The organism is Paraburkholderia yinzeri (genome assembly GCF_046581065.1).
In the GTDB taxonomy this organism is placed as follows: Bacteria; Pseudomonadota; Gammaproteobacteria; order Burkholderiales; family Burkholderiaceae; genus Paraburkholderia.
Window position 1 is genome coordinate 879684 of the sequence record NZ_JBFOCJ010000002.1, and the last position, 16186, is coordinate 895869.

Annotated in this window: 16 protein-coding genes; 8 read left to right on the plus strand and 8 right to left on the minus strand. The window is 64.9% G+C overall.

From position 1 onward, the window contains the following. Positions 1-16 precede the first annotated feature (16 nt). Complete coding sequence (locus WJ542_RS20975) at positions 17-886, minus strand: peptidoglycan DD-metalloendopeptidase family protein (protein ID WP_411191374.1); 870 nt, start codon at positions 884-886, stop codon at positions 17-19. Positions 887-1424: 538 nt separating this feature from the next. On the opposite strand from WJ542_RS20975, the gene WJ542_RS20980 reads away from it, so the two are divergent. Next, positions 1425-2525 carry an OpgC domain-containing protein gene (locus WJ542_RS20980; RefSeq protein ID WP_411191375.1) on the plus strand — a complete coding sequence of 367 codons (1101 nt, stop codon included), beginning with the start codon at positions 1425-1427 and terminating at the stop codon, positions 2523-2525. Between the two features lie 88 nt (positions 2526-2613). Beyond that, positions 2614-3459, plus strand: a complete 846-nt coding sequence (locus WJ542_RS20985; protein ID WP_411191376.1) for an alpha/beta hydrolase — start codon at positions 2614-2616, stop codon at positions 3457-3459. Positions 3460-3501: 42 nt separating this feature from the next. Here WJ542_RS20985 and WJ542_RS20990 read toward each other — a convergent pair whose 3' ends face one another. After that, on the minus strand, positions 3502-4572 hold the full coding sequence (locus WJ542_RS20990; protein ID WP_411191377.1) for an AI-2E family transporter: 1071 nt from the start codon (positions 4570-4572) through the stop codon (positions 3502-3504). Between WJ542_RS20990 and WJ542_RS20995 the strand changes: the two genes are divergently transcribed. Continuing rightward, positions 4564-4899, plus strand: a complete 336-nt coding sequence (locus WJ542_RS20995) for a hypothetical protein (RefSeq protein WP_411191378.1) — start codon at positions 4564-4566, stop codon at positions 4897-4899. The genes WJ542_RS20990 and WJ542_RS20995 overlap by 9 nt on opposite strands. A 31-nt stretch (positions 4900-4930) precedes the next feature. Further along, positions 4931-5218: a DUF3331 domain-containing protein gene (locus WJ542_RS21000; RefSeq protein ID WP_027793824.1), complete on the plus strand. Its 288-nt coding sequence runs from the start codon at positions 4931-4933 to the stop codon at positions 5216-5218. A 17-nt stretch (positions 5219-5235) separates the two neighbouring features. Here the strand turns inward: WJ542_RS21000 and WJ542_RS21005 are convergent, their stop codons facing one another. Then, positions 5236-5739, minus strand: a complete 504-nt coding sequence (locus tag WJ542_RS21005; protein ID WP_411192515.1) for a thioesterase family protein — start codon at positions 5737-5739, stop codon at positions 5236-5238. A gap of 210 nt (positions 5740-5949) precedes the next feature. Here WJ542_RS21005 and WJ542_RS21010 point away from each other — a divergent pair, with 210 nt between their 5' ends. The 3 genes from WJ542_RS21010 to WJ542_RS21020 all read left to right on the plus strand — a co-directional run bounded on the left by WJ542_RS21010 (position 5950) and on the right by WJ542_RS21020 (position 11147). Beyond that, positions 5950-8514 carry an adenosylcobalamin-dependent ribonucleoside-diphosphate reductase gene (locus tag WJ542_RS21010; RefSeq protein WP_411191379.1) on the plus strand — a complete coding sequence of 855 codons (2565 nt, stop codon included), beginning with the start codon at positions 5950-5952 and terminating at the stop codon, positions 8512-8514. A gap of 340 nt (positions 8515-8854) precedes the next feature. After that, positions 8855-9949, plus strand: coding sequence for a hypothetical protein (locus WJ542_RS21015; RefSeq protein WP_411191381.1), 1095 nt, complete (start codon positions 8855-8857; stop codon positions 9947-9949). Between the two features lie 193 nt (positions 9950-10142). Further along, positions 10143-11147 carry a sulfotransferase family protein gene (locus WJ542_RS21020; RefSeq protein WP_411191382.1) on the plus strand — a complete coding sequence of 335 codons (1005 nt, stop codon included), beginning with the start codon at positions 10143-10145 and terminating at the stop codon, positions 11145-11147. A gap of 16 nt (positions 11148-11163) precedes the next feature. Here the strand turns inward: WJ542_RS21020 and WJ542_RS21025 are convergent, their stop codons facing one another. After that, a complete protein-coding gene (locus WJ542_RS21025) occupies positions 11164-12051 on the minus strand; it encodes an MBL fold metallo-hydrolase (RefSeq protein WP_411191384.1) in 888 nt (295 codons plus the stop codon). Between WJ542_RS21025 and WJ542_RS21030 the strand changes: the two genes are divergently transcribed. After that, on the plus strand, positions 12050-12757 hold the full coding sequence (locus WJ542_RS21030) for a TetR/AcrR family transcriptional regulator (protein ID WP_411191386.1): 708 nt from the start codon (positions 12050-12052) through the stop codon (positions 12755-12757). The two genes, WJ542_RS21025 and WJ542_RS21030, sit on opposite strands and share 2 nt — an antisense overlap. A gap of 45 nt (positions 12758-12802) precedes the next feature. Here WJ542_RS21030 and WJ542_RS21035 read toward each other — a convergent pair whose 3' ends face one another. From WJ542_RS21035 to WJ542_RS21050, 4 genes are all read right to left on the minus strand, one after another. Then, positions 12803-13729 carry a LysR family transcriptional regulator gene (locus tag WJ542_RS21035; RefSeq protein ID WP_411191387.1) on the minus strand — a complete coding sequence of 309 codons (927 nt, stop codon included), beginning with the start codon at positions 13727-13729 and terminating at the stop codon, positions 12803-12805. A gap of 27 nt (positions 13730-13756) precedes the next feature. Further along, positions 13757-14548, minus strand: a complete 792-nt coding sequence (locus tag WJ542_RS21040; protein ID WP_411191388.1) for a substrate-binding domain-containing protein — start codon at positions 14546-14548, stop codon at positions 13757-13759. A 261-nt stretch (positions 14549-14809) separates the two neighbouring features. Further along, positions 14810-15490, minus strand: a complete 681-nt coding sequence (locus tag WJ542_RS21045; protein WP_411191389.1) for a cytochrome c oxidase assembly protein — start codon at positions 15488-15490, stop codon at positions 14810-14812. Positions 15491-15552: 62 nt separating this feature from the next. Then, the gene (locus WJ542_RS21050; protein ID WP_411191391.1) at positions 15553-16146 is read right to left on the minus strand and encodes an SCO family protein; all 594 of its coding nucleotides are present in this window, start codon (positions 16144-16146) and stop codon (positions 15553-15555) included. Positions 16147-16186 lie beyond the last annotated feature (40 nt).

A 16186-nucleotide genomic window follows, 5' to 3' on the forward strand; every position in this document is an offset into this window, starting at 1 on the left:
ATAGGAAAAACGGACGTCAGTTGCTCGCGATCGGTTGCGGCGGCAAATACGGCATCGGATCGACCGGCTTGCCGTCGCGGCGCACCTCGAACAGCACGGCCACACGATCGTTGTCCTCGTTGCCCATCTCCGCGATCTGCTGCCCCTGGCGCACCATGTCGCCCATCTTCACGAGCAGGCGCCGGTTGTGCGAGTACGCGGTCAGGAAATCCTTGTTGTGCTGGACGATGATGAGGCTGCCGTACTCGTTGAGGCCCGTACCCGCGTACATCACCTTGCCGTCCGCGGCCGCGAGCACAGGGTCGCCGGCCTTGCCCGCGATCTCGATACCGCGCGTCTCGCCCGCCTGGAAGCCCTCGACAACCGACCCCTGCGCCGGCCAGACGAGCGCGACGCTCTGGGCGTGACGCGCCACTTCCGACGCCACCTCGCGATTTTCGGCCGGGTTGGCCGCAGCGGCGGCTGCGCCGCCGGTACTCGCGGCGGCCTGGACGGTAATCGTTTGCTTCGAGACGATCTTGAGCGACTGTCCCGTGCGCACGTGTCCATGCCTGATGTGATTCCAGGTCTCGAGGTCCTTCACGCTGCAGTCGTGCGCCTGAGCGATCCGCTGCAGTGAATCGCCGCGTCGCACGCGCACCCACGTGGTCTTCGTCACCACGCGGGTGGTCGGATCGGCCTGAGTCGCCGCGGCGGCGGAAGCCGCGTTGGCGGCCGGCGCCGATGCCGGGCTGGCCGAAGCGGACGGTTCCGGCTGCGGTTGCGGCGGCTGCGGTTGCTGGTCCTGACCGACGTTCGCGCAACCCGCGACCAGGACTGCGATCCCGATCGCGGCCCAGAGCGCTTTCAGACCTTTGGCACGCTGGCCACCATGAGCGTTGAACATGCTTACCTCCTTGCAATCTCGGCGGCCGGCGCTGGACGCGCGGGGCGCAAGCGGCGCGGTATGCGGCGTCTGGCGCGCTCCCGGCGTCGCGTCGACCCGGCGCACACAGCCGCCCGGCCCGCTTCGATCTGTACCCAATCGTCTCTCTTCTTCGAAGAAAAGACCGCTATATCACGGCATCGCCCGTCTCGAACGGACGATTACAATCTCAAAATCGACTCGGCATTGTAAAACGCATTTCACATTCTTCCGGCCGCGACTCACACTCTGATACAACTCTTAAGCAGTGGTATTCGGGCTGAATGCGGGGTCGAATGCAGCGCTGAATGCGGGCCCGATATGACCCTTACCGGTCTTCACCCCATATCGGCAGGATGGCGGCAAAACTTGAGCCGGCAGGCCTCGCGCACTGAAAGCAATATGAAATTAATGTAGTATTGACGCCCTGCTCCGGCCCCGATGACCGGAAACCCGCTCATCGCGCCGCACACGCCTCGGCCCGATCTGTCGCGGCCCGACCGGCCCGCTCGCCCAACCCATGTCACAGTCATCCAACCGTCTCGTCGAACTCGACTTTTTCCGCGGCCTCGTTCTGCTCATCATCGTCGTCGATCACATCGGCGGCAGCATCGTGTCGCGCGTCACCCTGCACGCCTACGCGTTTTGCGATGCGGCCGAAGTGTTCGTCTTTCTGGGCGGGTACGCCACGGCCACCGCCTGGTCCGCGCTCTGCACGCGCCGCACGGAAGCCGCCGCGCGCCAGCGCTTCCTGCGCCGCGCGTTCGAGATCTACCGCGCCTTCGTGGTCACGGCGCTCCTGATGCTGGTCGTCACGGCGATCCTGACCGCCTGCGACATCGATGCCCCGAACCTCGCCACCGACGACCTCGACGATCTCGCACTGACCCCCGCCGCCGTGCTGCGCGACATCGTGCTGCTGCGTCGCCAGCCCTATCTGGCGGCCGTGCTGCCCATGTACGCGTGCTTCGCGCTGGCCGCACCGCTGGCGCTGCCGCTCGCGCGCTCGAAGCCCTGGCGGCTGCTCGGGCTCAGCATGGCGCTGTGGGCGCTCGCACCGTTCGCGACTCCGTGGCTGCCGCACGTCGAAGACATGCAATGGGATTTCAATCCGCTCGCCTGGCAGTTGCTCTTCGTGCTCGGCGTGATTGCCCGGACGCAGCCGGTGTTCCAGCGAGCGAACGCACACCGGCTAGGCTGGATCGTCACGTTCGCGGCGCTCGGTGTGGCCGGGGCAGCCGCCGGCTATCGCCTGCATCTGGGCAACATCGTGCTGGACGGCGACTTCAAGCGCCATCTTGCGTGGTTCCGCGTGCTGAACTTCCTCGGCGTCGCGTGGCTCACGGCCCACGCGATCCGGCTGGGCTGGGCAAGGCGCATGGCCCGCGCGCTGCCTTGGATCGGCCTCGTCGGCCGCAAGGGTCTGCTCTCGTTCGTGGCGGGCGCGGTGATTTCGCTCGTTGTCGACTCGGTGCTCTACTGGTACACGGACGGCTATCTGAACGTGCCGCTCGGCCTTGCCGCCGATGCCGCCGCCCTCGGCGCGCTTTTTGCCGTCGCCCGCGCATCGGACCCGCTCAAGCGCCTGCTGCCCGCGAGAGTCAAAGCGTCCTCCGCCTGAAACACGCTGGCAGGCTGCCCCATGCGCCTGCTAGCATGGTGGCGCCGCGCCGGCGGCGCATCACCCGATTCCCCTTCCCCTCCCCGCCATGCGCCGACTCTTCCGAACCGCGCTACTGACGCTCGGCGCCGCGCTGGCCCTGCCCGCCATGGCGAGCACGATTGCCGTGCGCACGTTCCACTCGGCGGCGCTCGACCGCGACTGGTCGTACGTCGTGTACCTGCCGACGGGATATCGTGCCGACGCGGCGCGCTATCCCGTGCTTTACCTCCTGCACGGCAACGGCGGCGACGCCATGGACTGGGTGACGCAAGGCGACCTGCAAACGGCCGCGGACACGCTGATCGCACGCCACGAGATCGCGCCGGTCGTGATCGTGATGCCGCAGGGCGGCACCGACTGGTATGTCGATCGCAAGGAGAAGATGGAAACGGCGTTCTTCGACGACCTGTTGCCCGAGATCGAGCGTCATTTCCCGGTGGCCGAAACGCGCGGCGCACGAGCGATAGGCGGTGTCTCGATGGGCGGCTTCGGCGCGCTGCGCTATGCGATGGAGCGGCCCGACGCGTTCTGCGGCGCGCTCCTGCTCTCACCCGCGATCTACGCGAACGATCCGCCGCTAACATCGTCGGCGCGGCGCGTGGGCGTGTTCGGCGAGCACCAGTTCGATGCGCCCGTCTGGCGCGCGCTCAACTATCCGGCACTGTGGAACGGCTACTTCGCGCAGCCGTGGCGGCTGCCCTTCTTTATCGCCGCCGGCGACGACGACCTCGTGATCCAGGCCGAGGCGTCGCTGCTCTATACGCGCCTGCGCGAGGCGGGCAACCCGGCGGCGCTACGCATCGTAGACGGCGGGCATGTCTGGCCCGTATGGCGCGCGCTGCTGCCCGCCGCGCTCAAGTTCACGCTCGCGTGCGTGCGCGAAGCGCAGTGAGCCCGGCTGGCCGCGCCACGGTGCGAGCCCCGATCGAGCGGTTCACGCCGTGGCCCAGTTAGCCCAGAGCACCATCAGCACGGTCATGAGCGCCGGACCGATGAAGATGCCGATCAGCCCGAACGTCGTCGCCCCGCCCAGTATGCCGAACAGCACGAGCAGAAACGGCAGGCGCGTGGAATTGCCGATCAGCACGGGCCGCACGAAATGCTCGGCGACGAATACGACCACGCAGCCCCACACCAGGAGTCCGACGGCCGCGACGACCGATCCCTGCACCAGCAGCCATAGCCCCGCGAGCCCGAACACGACGGGCGCGCAGAACGGCAGCATGGCCGCCACGGCGGTGACGGTGCCGAGCAGCGCCGCGTGCGGCACCCCGGTCACGAGATAGGCCGCGCCCAGCATCACGCCCTCGCCCAGGCCCACCACCACGAGCCCGGTAACCGTGGCGCGCACGGCCTCGGCCATGCAGCGCAGCAGCTCGGCGCCGTCGTCGCCGAACGCGCGGTGCGCGCCGTGCATCAGCGTGCCGGAGAGGCGCGGCCCGGCCTGGAAGATCACGAACAGCGTGACGAGCATGAAGCCGAACGTCATCGACGCCCGTGCCGCGCGCGCGCCGAAGTGCCGCCCGAACTCGACGAGCGCATCGCCATGCAGGCTCTTCATCGCCGACGACGTCTTGAGCGGCTGCGCGAGATTGGCCTGCCACCAGTCGGTCACCTGGTGGACGCCTACCGGCAGGCGCGCGACGAAGTCGGGCACCGGCAAGCCGTTCTCCTGGGCCGCATGGAACCAGAGATAGAGATCGTGCGCCTCGCCGCCCGCCTGGATCGCGGTGATCGCGATCGGCAGCACGACCAGCAGCGCGATCGCGGCCGTCAGCACCGTGGCGATCGCGGTCGTGCGGCGGCGGAACCAGCGATGCCGTTCGATGACCTGATAAGCCGGCCAGAGCACGATGGCGAGCACGCCAGCCCACGCGACGGCAGGAAGGAACTCGCGCACGACCCACAGGGCGACGAGCACGAGCGTGGCAAACAGCCCCGTTGACGCGATGCGCTGGAGTTTCTGCGCATTTGCGGAGTTCGGAGCGGGCGGACGATGAATCATGTAACCTCGAAAAAAATCAACGGATCGGCGCAAGGCCGGTTCGTGCGAAGCAGCAAAAAGACAAGCAAAAAAGCCAACGCGGTCGTCCGCACTCTCTCCGATTCGCCCGCTTCGGAAGCGTTCCCCCCTCCCCAGGCGTCGGTTTTGACGTCGCGCTTTGTACGACAACGGCGCAACACTGCGTTGCACAAATTCGAGAGGTTGACGCAGATCACCCGTAAACCCCCATTCCTTCGTGAATCGCAACGTGTCGCAGGGGCATTGTTGCCGATTCTGGAATGGTGTTTCAACGCGAACACAATGGCACTCGGCGCTCCGCGGGACTAAATTCGCGGCAACCCCACCTACGGAGCCGACAATGAAATCCAAAGCGTGCCTCGCGCTAGACGGTGCCAACGGCGAGCGCATCGAAGTGCTCGAACAGACGGACGGCGCTCTCGTGATCCGCTGGGTCGAGCCGGGGCGCTGCCACTACGGGGAGCAACGCTGGCGCCGCCGCTCGGCGCATACGTCCGGGACCTGCGCCGTGTCGCGCCGCAAAATCCGCCGCGGCGACGCCGTGTTCAAACCGGCCGAGCGGCCCGCGCCGCTCAACGCGTCCGTGATGATCGCCGCCGAGGTGTTCGGCGACCTCGTCGCCGAGTAAGCCTGCTGCCGGGTCCACTACGGGCGCGGCTGCGCGAGCGCGATCGCCCGCGCGGCATGGCGCGGCTCGAAGCCCGCATCGGCGGCGGCCAGCGCTGCCACTCGCGCCAGCACGTCCGCATCGAACGGAACGGCGCGCGGCCCGGCGCGGTCCACGTGCAGCAAAAGCTGCTCGCTCGCGGAAACCGGCTCGCGCCCCTCGTCGGCGTACATCTCCAGATAGACGCGCACGCGCTTCGCGTCGTGCTGCAAGAGCCGCACCTCCACGCGCACCGCGGCGCCCTCCTTGATCTCGTGCAGGTAGTTCAGATGCGCCTCGAGCGTGTACATCGACCGGCCGCGCGCCTCGCGCTGCGCCGCGTCGAGACCGATCGCGTCGAGCAGCGCGTCGGTCGCATAGCTGTAGATCAGCATATAGAACGCGTCGCGCAGATGGCCGTTGTAATCGACCCATTCCGCCCGGACGGTGTCCCGGTACACCACGCTCATCTCGCCGACGCCTCTTTTCACCGCTGTCTGCACCTGAGCCCTCTCCCGCATCGCCATCTCGCCTCCCGCGTCTGCGCTGCAGTGTAACCCCGGCGGCAACGCGACAGCGTGCACACCCCGCGCCGCTGCGGTAAGGTGCGTCCTATGCATGCGGTGTCCTGCGCGCCCCTGCCGCCGGTCCGCCGCCCCGTCCGTCAACCGCCGTGCGATTCGCGAGCGCGGTGCTCCATCGGGATCCTGCCCATGGCCGAGAACGACACGCCCCTTTCGCTGCCGGTCGCTCCGCAGCAGTTCTCGCTCGACGTGATGCTCGAAAAGTACGCCAAGGGCGACGAGCGCAGCGCCGACGACATCTACCGCCGCGTCGCGCGCGGCGTCGCGATGGCCGAGCCGCCCGAACGGCGCGCGGAGATCGAAGCCCGCTTCGTCGACAACCTGCGCCACGGCGCGCTCGGCGCCGGGCGCATCATGAGCGCGGCCGGCAGCGGCATCGAGGCCACGCTCATCAACTGCTTCGTGCAGCCCGTGGGCGACAGCATCCAGGGGGTGGACGAGGAAGGCCGCCCCGGCATCTACGTCGCGCTGCTGCAGGCCGCCGAGACCATGCGCCGCGGCGGCGGCGTGGGCTACAACTTCTCGGCGATCCGGCCGCGCGGCGCGTTCGTGCACTCGACGGGATCGAACGCCTCCGGGCCCTGCAGCTACATCGACGTGTTCGACGCCTCGTGCCGCACCGTGGAGAGCGCGGGTTCGCGGCGCGGCGCGCAGATGGCCGTGCTCGACTGCGATCACCCCGACCTGCCCGAGTTCATCGAGGCCAAACACTCGAAGGGACGCTGGAACAATTTCAATGTCTCGGTGGCGGTGACCGACGCGTTCATGCGCGCCGTCGAGAACGACGCAACCTGGCCGCTCGTGCATCGCGCCGAACCTTCGCCCGCGCAGCGCGCCGCCGGCGACCTGCGCCAGCGCGAAGACGGCATGTGGATCTACGCGGAGCCGCGCGCCCGCGCCCTCTGGGACGCGATCATGCGCTCGACCTACGACATGGCCGAGCCCGGCGTGGTGTTCATCTCGCACATGAACGAGGACAACAATCTGCGCGCCGTGGAAACGATCCGGGCCACGAACCCGTGCGGCGAGCAACCCTTGCCGTCCTATGGCTGCTGCAATCTCGGCCCGCTCAATCTCACGCGCTTCGTCGCCGATCCCTTCGCACAACTGACGGGCGGCACGCCATCGTTCGACTGGGAAGCGCTTACCGAACGCACCGCCACCCAGGTCCGCTTTCTCGACGACGTGCTCGACGTCACGCTCTGGCCGCTGCCCGAACAGCACGCCGAGGCGGCCGCCAAGCGGCGCATCGGCGTGGGCTTCACCGGCCTCGGCGACACGCTCGTGATGCTCGGCATCCGCTACAACACCGAGGCGGGCTGCGCGTTCGGCGCACGCGTTGCGCGCACGATGCGCGACGCGGCCTATCGCGCCTCGGCGGAGCTCGCGCGCGAGCGCGGCGCGTTCCCGCTGTTCGACGCCGGCACGTATCTGGAAGACGGCACGTTCGCCTCGCGCCTGCCCGAGGACATCAAACATGCGGTCCGCACGCACGGCATCCGCAACAGCCATCTGCTCTCCATCGCGCCGACCGGCACGGTGAGCCTCGCCTTCGCCGACAACGCCTCGAACGGCATCGAGCCCGCGTTCTCGTGGACCTATCAACGCACGCGCCGGATGAACGACGGCAGCAACGAAACCTTCACTGTCGAAGACTATGCGTGGCGGCTCTATCGCGCCCTCGGCGGCGACGTGAACGCGCTGCCCGGCTACTTCGTGAGCGCGCTGGAAATGAGCGCGCAGGATCACATCGCGATGATGGAGGCGGTGCAGCCGTTCGTGGATACTTCGATCTCGAAGACCGTCAACGTGCCGGCCGACTACCCGTTCGAGGCCTTCGAGGGCCTTTACCTCGACGCGTGGCGGCGCGGCCTCAAGGGGCTCGCCACCTACCGTCCGAACGAGACGCTCGGCGCAGTGCTGCAAACGCTGCCGGCCGCCGAGGATGCGTTGGGCGACGCCCTGCTCGACCCCTTGCGCGTGGCGATCGACCATCGGCCCAAAGGCGAGCTGCCGGCGGTGATCGAGAAGATCGAATACCTCACGCAGACCGGCAAGGTCTCGCTCTACGTGGCCGTGTCGTTCCTCGAAGTGACGGGTCAGGTCGGCGGCGAGTCCGTGACGATCGAGCGGCCCATCGAATTCTTCATTCCCGTGGGACAGCGCGACGAGTCGCAACAATGGATCACGGCGACCATGCGCTCGCTCTCGCTCGCCGCGCGCGGCGGCTTCGTCGCGCGCAATCTGCAGGACCTGCGCAAGGTGTCGTGGGACCGCGGCCAGGTGCGCTACGGCGAAACGCAGCGGCTCGACGGGCAACGCATACCGCTCTGGCACGACTCGGAAGTCGCGGCGATCGCGTATGCAATCCAGCAGATTTTGCACCGGCGTGGCTTTCTCGATGCCGAAGGCCGCCAGGTGCCGTCGCGACTGCTCGCGCAGCGGCGCCAGGCGCTGCGCGGCGAGTTCGCGGCGCAACGCCTGGCGCCATCGAGCCAAGCCGGCGCCGATGGCACGACGCGTCCCGGCGATCAGGTGGTGGACGGCGCCAATGCACTGCCGCCCGACGCGACGTTCGCCGCGCCGCACGCGATGCTTGGCCGCAAGTGCGGATCGTGCGGCGCCAATGCGGTGATCCGCAAGGACGGCTGCGATTTCTGCACGGCGTGCGGAGAGATCGGATCGTGCGGATAGCCGGGGTTGGCCGGTTCAGGCAGTTGGGGGGAGGTTCGCCATCAGTGCAATCAGCAAGTTCATGGACTTTAAATTTGGAGCACGATTTTCATTAAACCTTTTCGCCAATTCCGCGGGAATTTCCTTGATGTTAGCGGGCATACCGCCTTTCTCCCACTTTTTGCTGGCTTTGTTTTAGAGACTCTCGCTGCTTCCCATCATGCCCAATTAAACCAATCGTAATGTTTCGACAATTCACTTCGCGTCAGCCATAGTGCACCATGATCACCGACCTGCCGGCCGAATCGGGCTGTTGCCGATGCACCGTCAGCAGACGCAGCCGTCATTTCGAAAAGTAACAATGCAAACCACCAATCATCACAATCCGGTCGAATCGGGAAAAGAACACGCACGCGGCATTTTTTTACATACGGGGTGGAGAAGCGCGGGAACGTGGGTATGGTCCCGATTCCGCAAACTGGAGTCGGTCAATGCCCTTTATGAGCCGCTGAGCGCAACGATCGGCGAGCTGGACGCGGCCGCCCTGTCCGACCTGCGTCCGGTCCATAGCTCGGGCCACCCGGCACTGCACGCGCCCTACTTCGAAGAGTATCGGCCCCTCCTGCAAGCACACGCGCGCGGCGTAGCGGGATACCGGAAAGACTTCGGAATCGACCGCTTCGGCGACATACCGGATGACGGGTTTGCGGCCCTGCAATCGTATCTCCGGCATCTTTGCGACAACTCGACAAATTGCGGAAAAATCCCCGTCCTGAAGTTTTGCCGCTCGCAAGGCCGCACCGCGTGGCTAAAGAATGCGTTCCCCGATGTCATACACGCTGGCGTTCTGCGAAATCCTGCCTCGCAGTTCGCGTCGGGCTGGCTACTGAAACAGGAATGGGGAAACCCGTATTTTGTTGCCGCACCGTACCGCGTCCTGGGACTCAACCAGAGCGAGCCGCTGGTCAGGGAAGTGATTGCCACATGCGGGGTCAAGCTGCCGCCTGCCGCGCCTTCCTCGCAAGACGCCTACGCAGCCGCTTGCAACGAGTATGTCCGGACGGTTGAAGGTAGCGACGCCTATACGGCATTCGTTGCCCTATGGATTCTCAACGCCTGGAAAATGCTTGGCCACGTGGACCTGATTGTCGACACGGATCGCCTCGGACAATCTCCCGACTACGCGACGGAGGTAAGCGCGCAATTTCAGGCGCATACCGGCATCTGTCCACACTTCAATGACGCGAGAAACCTTGTCGACGAATCCCGGAGAGGTGTTCGCCGGATGTTGGGAATCGACGGAAGGGTACCGGGGCCCGTGCATTCCCTCGCGCAAAGATTCCTGCTCGCACGCATGACGAAATCCGGAAACCAGCGAACGGATATCGTAGAACTGGTCAGACAGAAGCTTTCCGTTGCTGCCGAAATATCCGGAGCGTGGCGCTACCAGGGATGAGGAAGCGCCGTTCGCAGCGATCGTCTCGACGCCGGGCTCGCCGGGGAAACGTGTTCGCGCGTTTCGCACAACACGGCCACGCCAGCCGCGTAGCGCCGTGGATTTCCTCGATCGCTTCATCTCATCGCACGGTCGAAACCCGCACTGATCGGGTGGCGCGTACTTGCGTCTCGTTCATATAGATGGGGTCAAGGTGACTACACCGCTATCCGTAGAAAATGACGAACTGGACCTTCTGCAACCGGCCATTGCGCCGCCGACGGCCACGCCCGATGCCAATACGCTGATCGTGGTCCTCGGCATGCATCGGGGAGGCACGAGCGTCATCGTCCGTGCCATGGACACCATGGGTGCCGATCTTGGCAATCATCTCGGCACGCCCAAAGCCGGCGAAAACGACAAGGGCTTCTTCGAAGATCTCGACATCGTCGAAATCAACGAGCAGATTCTCGCCGCTGCGCAGTCCACGTGGCATACGCTGACACCCGTGGACTTCGGGAGCATCGACCCCATGAAACTTGCTGTGCTTCGAGCCAGAGCCGCTTCGATCCTGAGAGAAAAATGCCGCGCCAGGACATTCGCGCTCAAGGATCCGCGCCTGCCGCGCCTTCTGCCTTTCTGGCAGCCCGTGTTCGATCAGATCGGTTTGCGCGTCGCCTATGTCATTGCCGTCAGAAATCCCCTCAGTGTCGGGCTATCGCTGCAAAGAAGGAATGGCTTTGCGCTGAAGAGATCGTATTTACTATGGCTGAGCCACATGCTTTCCGCACTGGAGTCCACTCGCGGCAAGTCGCGCGTGATCGTCGAATACGACAGCCTGCTGGATGCCCCGCTCGACGAGTTGAAGAGGATTGCAAAACATCTTGGATTCGCGCTCGACAATGAACGCACACGGACATTCGAACGCGAGTTTCTCGACCGGACACTTCAACACTGGCGATTCGGAACGCAGGAACTCGAACACAGGCAAGCGATACCGCACGAGGTGCGCGAGCTTTTCGCCGCGCTGGTCGCGGTCAGTCGCGCTGACGAAGAGCCGTACCGGGCCGATCTCGAGGTGGCGATTCTCGACGCCCAGTGCCATCTCGACGAGTTGACACTGGCGCAACCCCAGGAAAAGTCGGATAGCAAGATGATGTCGTTGCTGAGACAAATCACGGCGCCGCTGCGCGCGATGCGGTGCCGGACGTTGCCCTGATGGGCACGCGAAGTCGCTAGCCAACACCGAGCGGTCCCCGGGCCACTGGCCGCGCGGGCGTTGCCTGTTCCCCGTTGACGGTGACGGGTTCGCCAAGCGCAACGGCGTATTCCCAGGGATTGTGTGCGCTGAATACACGCATCTCGGGATGCGTGGCTGTCAGCGCGCGAAGCCGCGCCTGATTGCGCAGGCGTTCGCGCCGCACGGTCTGGACGGCCGCCTGAAACAGGCCCACCTGCCATGCACATTGCCGTCGAATGCCATGAACTTCGCGTGGGTCGAAATAGGCATCCCCCGCGTGCAGCATCCATCCCTGCGCATCCTGCACGGCCACGCCGCAATGTCCCAGCGTATGCCCGAACAACGGAACGAGCAGGATTTCGGGCGGCAGACCGCGCAGTGCACGGATGGCCTCGAAGCCCATCCACGGCTCGCCCTCCTCGCTGTACGTTTCATAGCGCGGCTGGTGCGCCCACATGGCGGGCAGATAGCGATGCTTGTCCTTGAAAGAGCGGCGCGCGGTGCAGGCTTCCAGCTCCCGGTCATGCAGATGGACGCTCGCGTGCGGGAAGTCCGCCAGCCCTCCCACGTGATCGAGGTCCATGTGCGTCATCACGATATGGCGCACGTCGCCCGGATCGAAACCAAGCGCGCGAATCTGGGCCACGGCCGAAAGCGACGGATCGCGGCGGGGATTCGCATAGAGATGCGTGAAGGCGAAGCCTAGGCGCTTCACCGGGTCAACAAGATCCTGGATACCCAGTCCGGTGTCCACCAGGACGAGGCCGCTGGATGGCGTCTCGATAAGCAGGCAGTGGCAGGCCAGTTGTCGCCCATGAATGCGCAGACGCTGGATGCAGGCGCAGTTGAGGTGATGGACCTTGAGGGTGCTCGGGCTGGCCATGGACTGCCCCAAAAAAGGAATAAATATTCCCTTATGTTACGACGCGCCCCTGAAAAATCAAGGAATATTTATTCCCTTTCCCTGCTACACTGGCGTCATGCCGAAAATTTCCGACGCCCACCGGGATATGCGCCGTGCGCAGATTCTCGACGCCGCCTGGCGCTGCTTCTATCGGGAAGGCGTCCAGGCCACGACCATGGAACAGATCATCAAGGAAGCGGGCCTGTCCGCCAGCGCGATGTATCGGTACTTTGGCGGCAAGGACGACATCATCTTCAGCGCAATCTCCAGTTCGCTCACCGCGGTAGGCAAGCTGCTGGAGCCGATCGTCGCGCAGGGTCTGGCGCCCGCAGCCCTTGTGGAGCGCGTGACGAGCGACATCGAAGCGTTTAGTCAACGCGAGGACTACAACCTCGCCGCCATTGCCATGCACGGCTGGAGCGAGGCGCAACGCGACGAAAAGGTGCGCGAGCTCATTCGCGGCTTTTATATGGGCTTTCGCGAACAGCTCGTCGCGCAGGTGCTGAGGTGGCGGGAGGAAGGAGAGGTGACGCCGCACACGGATGCGACCGAGGTGGCCAAGGCGCTGCAGTCGATCATCCTCGGCTACGTCGTGCAGATGTCCATCATGCGGGACGTCGATCCAGCCGGACACGCGCGTGGTCTGGCTGCGTTTTTCGGGGCGCGTGCGGGTAATCCGGTATAAGTGAAGCGGCACGGCGTTCAGAGAGGCTGAACCTCTCCCGTCACTTTAATCGTGCGCTCTTCCAGCAGATAAGCCAGCGTCGCCGATAGCTGCCACTGTTGTGACGACGAGATCGAACAAGGCCTGATTGCTGGGGGACAGTGAACGGCACTTGTTCCAGACCATATGCAGCGGCCGCTCGATACGCAGATCCTCGACATCGACGATTTTCAGCTCTCCACGCCGAAGTTCGTCCTTCACACTGAGCACGGACACGTAGGCCAACGCACGCTGGGAAAGCAGCATGCGCTTGATGGCCTCAGTATCGCTAATAGACATCAGCGGCATAATAGCCAGACCGGCCCGTGAATAGGCCTCCTCAACAATTGCGCGAGTACCGGAGCCCGGCTCGCGCATAATGACCACCTGATCGGTCAAATCGCCGGCGCGCAGGCGGGTTTCCGCGCGAGGATGGCCTGCCGCAGCGACGACCGCAATTTCATCGGAGCCAATGCGGCGCGCATGTAGGACCGTGTCGTCAAACGGGCCTTCGACGAATCCCAACGTGAATGTCAAGTCGCGCAGGCCTGTCTCGACCCGCTCGGTATTGGTGACGGTCAAGTCTATCGCGACGCGCGGATGGCGAGCATTGAATTGCGCGATCATTTCAGGCACGAAGTACACGCCGAGCGTGGCGCTCGCGCCAATTTTCATATGACCGGCGCCGAGCCCCGTCAGCTCCTTCAACTGGTTCTCCGCGCCGTCCGCGAGCGTGAAGATACGGTCCGCATAGTCGAACAGTATCTTCCCCGCCTCGGTCGGGGCTACGCCGCGCGGCAGGCGGTCGAACAGGATCACGCCCAGCCGGTCTTCCAGTTCGCGGATCTCGCGCGTCACGGCTGGCTGGCTTACGTGCAGCCGCTCGGCACCCGCACTGACGCTGCCGGCACGCGCCACTTCATAAAAGGCGAGGAGATGGGTGAAGTTGATCACGTCGGTGACTCGAAAAAAAAGTGGCGCTCAGGCGGCCGTTTTGCCGCGCATGTGCGGGATGCCCGTCACCCAGCCCCAGCGGGCGAAAATCGCCGCGCCTTCGCGCGACTTCAGGAAATCGACGAATTGCTGAGATGCGGAATTGTCGGTTCCGCGCTTCGTTACCGCAATACCTGCATCGCGATAGACGGCGTAGCGCGGCTCGATGGGTACCGTGTCGGCGAGAGCGGGATTCGCCACTTGCCAGATGTTCCAGATGAGCCAGACGTCGATATCCGGTTGTGCGATCCATGCCTGGCGCGCGATGGCGCTGTTGCCTGCGTAGCTGACGATGTTGTGCCGCAGCGCCTCGACCGTGCGGATGTCGCCGAGGCGGCCTGCCACGTCTTCCCAGACGCCGTTCTGCCCAGCGCCGTTGACGACAAGTACCTTTACGCCAGGCTTGAGCACGTCGGCCAGTCCCCGGATGTGATGCGGATTGCCGGGGCGAACGAGGATCGCCATCGGGCGCAGATAGAGCGGTGTGGGCGCCGCGGGTGTTAGCTGGTCGCCCATGGCGACGACGAAGTCGGACATCATCGTTTCAGAGCCGCTGTAGACGAGGTCGGCGTCGGCACGGGCCTGGTCGATCCAGGCGGGCGTGGGGCCGGCTGTAACTTCGACATGGGTGCCGGTCTCCTTTTCGAACGCGGCGGCAGCTTCCTTCATCGCGGGTGCCGGCCCGCCCGGGCCATAGACATGCAGTGTGGACTGAGCAGCGGCATAGCCGCAGGCGAGCGACAGACAGAGCGCAGCGGCGGCGCGAATTGCGAGCTTCATGACGGGTTTCCGTGAGGACTGTTATGAATTGGCGTACAAGCCGGCAAACACTGCTGCGCAGCGCTTATTCCGGAGCGATGGGAATATTTTTCTGGTTGTATCGATGTGCGTTCCGGGTCAGTGAACGACCCACGTGTCGTGGTAATCAACAGACGATAGACGAAGCATTGACTCGTATTGCCGTAGCTCTGCTGCACGAGAACGGCTTCCTGGCGTCCGTGTGGAGAATGGGTGCGCCCGCGGCATCGCAACGTGTGTCGTTCAGTCTTGTAGCACCGACGCATTTGGCTGCGCCAGACGCCAGGCGGCCGCTATCTGCAGCGGAAAGCCCATTGCCAGCATGACGAAGCCCGCCCAATGCTGGTCGGCCAGCGGCGAGATATTCCATTGGCAAACGACGTCCACGTAGGGCATGTAGAGAATGTCGGCCGAGAGCATCCAGACAGTAGCAACCGCCATCATCGGCAACGAACCGACGAGCCCATACAGGCCCGATTGCCAGTCGTATCGCAACGTGCGCAAGCTGCGTGACAACTGAGCCCAGAACAGCAGACCTGAGAGAAGCTCAAGCAGGCCAAGCGGCGCGCTGAATAGTGCATTTGCCAACGCAGGTTCAAATAGGCCTGGAAGGCTCACCATCACGGAAAATGTCGCGAACACCGTCATGGCTACCCAGGGATCCAGCAGCCAGCCGGCCAGACTGCGAGCCGGCTTCGGTGCGGCTACGCCTCGCCAGCGCGTCCATTCGGCAGCGGGAACCGACATCAGCAACAACGGGGGCACCCACTGATTGAGCACCATCAGCGCCGCGCTGTAGCTGGCCATCGACGCCAGGGGATTGCGCAGGCCGAGTACGGAGCCGGCCATGCAAACGGCTGCAGCGAGACCGGCAAGCCCGTGGCGCCAGTGCCACCCTCTGCGGGTGACGCCATAGATGCTCATCACGGGAATCGTTCCGCTTATGCACAGCCACGCCGCCAGCGCGGCGGCATTCCAGTCCGCCCTCACGATGCCCGTCCATCAGACTCGTGCAATATGCGCAGAACATCACGCGCCATGGCACGAGAGTCGGCGAGCTGCGCATACCCGTAACGAACCCGGATTCGTCCTTCCGGGTCGACCAAAGTGACGACGGAAGTATGGTCGATGAAGCGGCCGTTCCCGGCATATCGCCAATGGATCCCCCAGGCGCGGGCCGCCTCGGCGACCTGCTGCTGCGTACCCGTCAGACCCAGCGGTGTCGGCGCAAACGCAGCGAGATACCCGTGCAGCAATGCAGGCGTGTCTCGCCGGGGATCGAGAGAAACGAAGAGCACCTGCACGCGCGCCGCCTCCGCGCCGAGCTGGTCGAAGACCGGATGCAGCGCGGCCAGCGTCGTCGGACAGACGTCTGGGCAATGCGTGTACCCGAAATAGACAAGCACCGCGCGCCCCCGTAGCGATGCCAGCGTGAACGCGCGGCCGTCATCGTCCAGCAGGGCGAGCGGCGGAGCCTGCCGTGCGACGAGGGGCGTCCCCTCGAATGCCGCCTGCCTGCCCAGCACAGCGTAGCCCCAAAGCATCGCCAGCATGCCCACGAGCACCATGGCTGCTTTCAAGGCCGACCGCCATGTCGAGCGCCGGAGGGTTAGCAAGCGG

What these genes read in the sequence shown, in the direction of transcription:
- WJ542_RS20975 (WP_411191374.1), bottom strand. Translation starts at nt 886, where the DNA reads ATGTTCAACGCTCATGGTGGCCAGCGTGCCAAAGGTCTGAAAGCGCTC.
- WJ542_RS20980 (WP_411191375.1), top strand. Translation starts at nt 1,425, where the DNA reads ATGTCACAGTCATCCAACCGTCTCGTCGAACTCGACTTTTTCCGCGGC.
- WJ542_RS20985 (WP_411191376.1), top strand. Translation starts at nt 2,614, where the DNA reads ATGCGCCGACTCTTCCGAACCGCGCTACTGACGCTCGGCGCCGCGCTG.
- WJ542_RS20995 (WP_411191378.1), top strand. Translation starts at nt 4,564, where the DNA reads ATGAATCATGTAACCTCGAAAAAAATCAACGGATCGGCGCAAGGCCGG.
- WJ542_RS20990 (WP_411191377.1), bottom strand. Translation starts at nt 4,572, where the DNA reads ATGATTCATCGTCCGCCCGCTCCGAACTCCGCAAATGCGCAGAAACTC.
- WJ542_RS21000 (WP_027793824.1), top strand. Translation starts at nt 4,931, where the DNA reads ATGAAATCCAAAGCGTGCCTCGCGCTAGACGGTGCCAACGGCGAGCGC.
- WJ542_RS21010 (WP_411191379.1), top strand. Translation starts at nt 5,950, where the DNA reads ATGGCCGAGAACGACACGCCCCTTTCGCTGCCGGTCGCTCCGCAGCAG.
- WJ542_RS21015 (WP_411191381.1), top strand. Translation starts at nt 8,855, where the DNA reads ATGCAAACCACCAATCATCACAATCCGGTCGAATCGGGAAAAGAACAC.
- WJ542_RS21030 (WP_411191386.1), top strand. Translation starts at nt 12,050, where the DNA reads ATGGACTGCCCCAAAAAAGGAATAAATATTCCCTTATGTTACGACGCG.
- WJ542_RS21025 (WP_411191384.1), bottom strand. Translation starts at nt 12,051, where the DNA reads ATGGCCAGCCCGAGCACCCTCAAGGTCCATCACCTCAACTGCGCCTGC.
- WJ542_RS21040 (WP_411191388.1), bottom strand. Translation starts at nt 14,548, where the DNA reads ATGAAGCTCGCAATTCGCGCCGCCGCTGCGCTCTGTCTGTCGCTCGCC.
- WJ542_RS21045 (WP_411191389.1), bottom strand. Translation starts at nt 15,490, where the DNA reads ATGAGCATCTATGGCGTCACCCGCAGAGGGTGGCACTGGCGCCACGGG.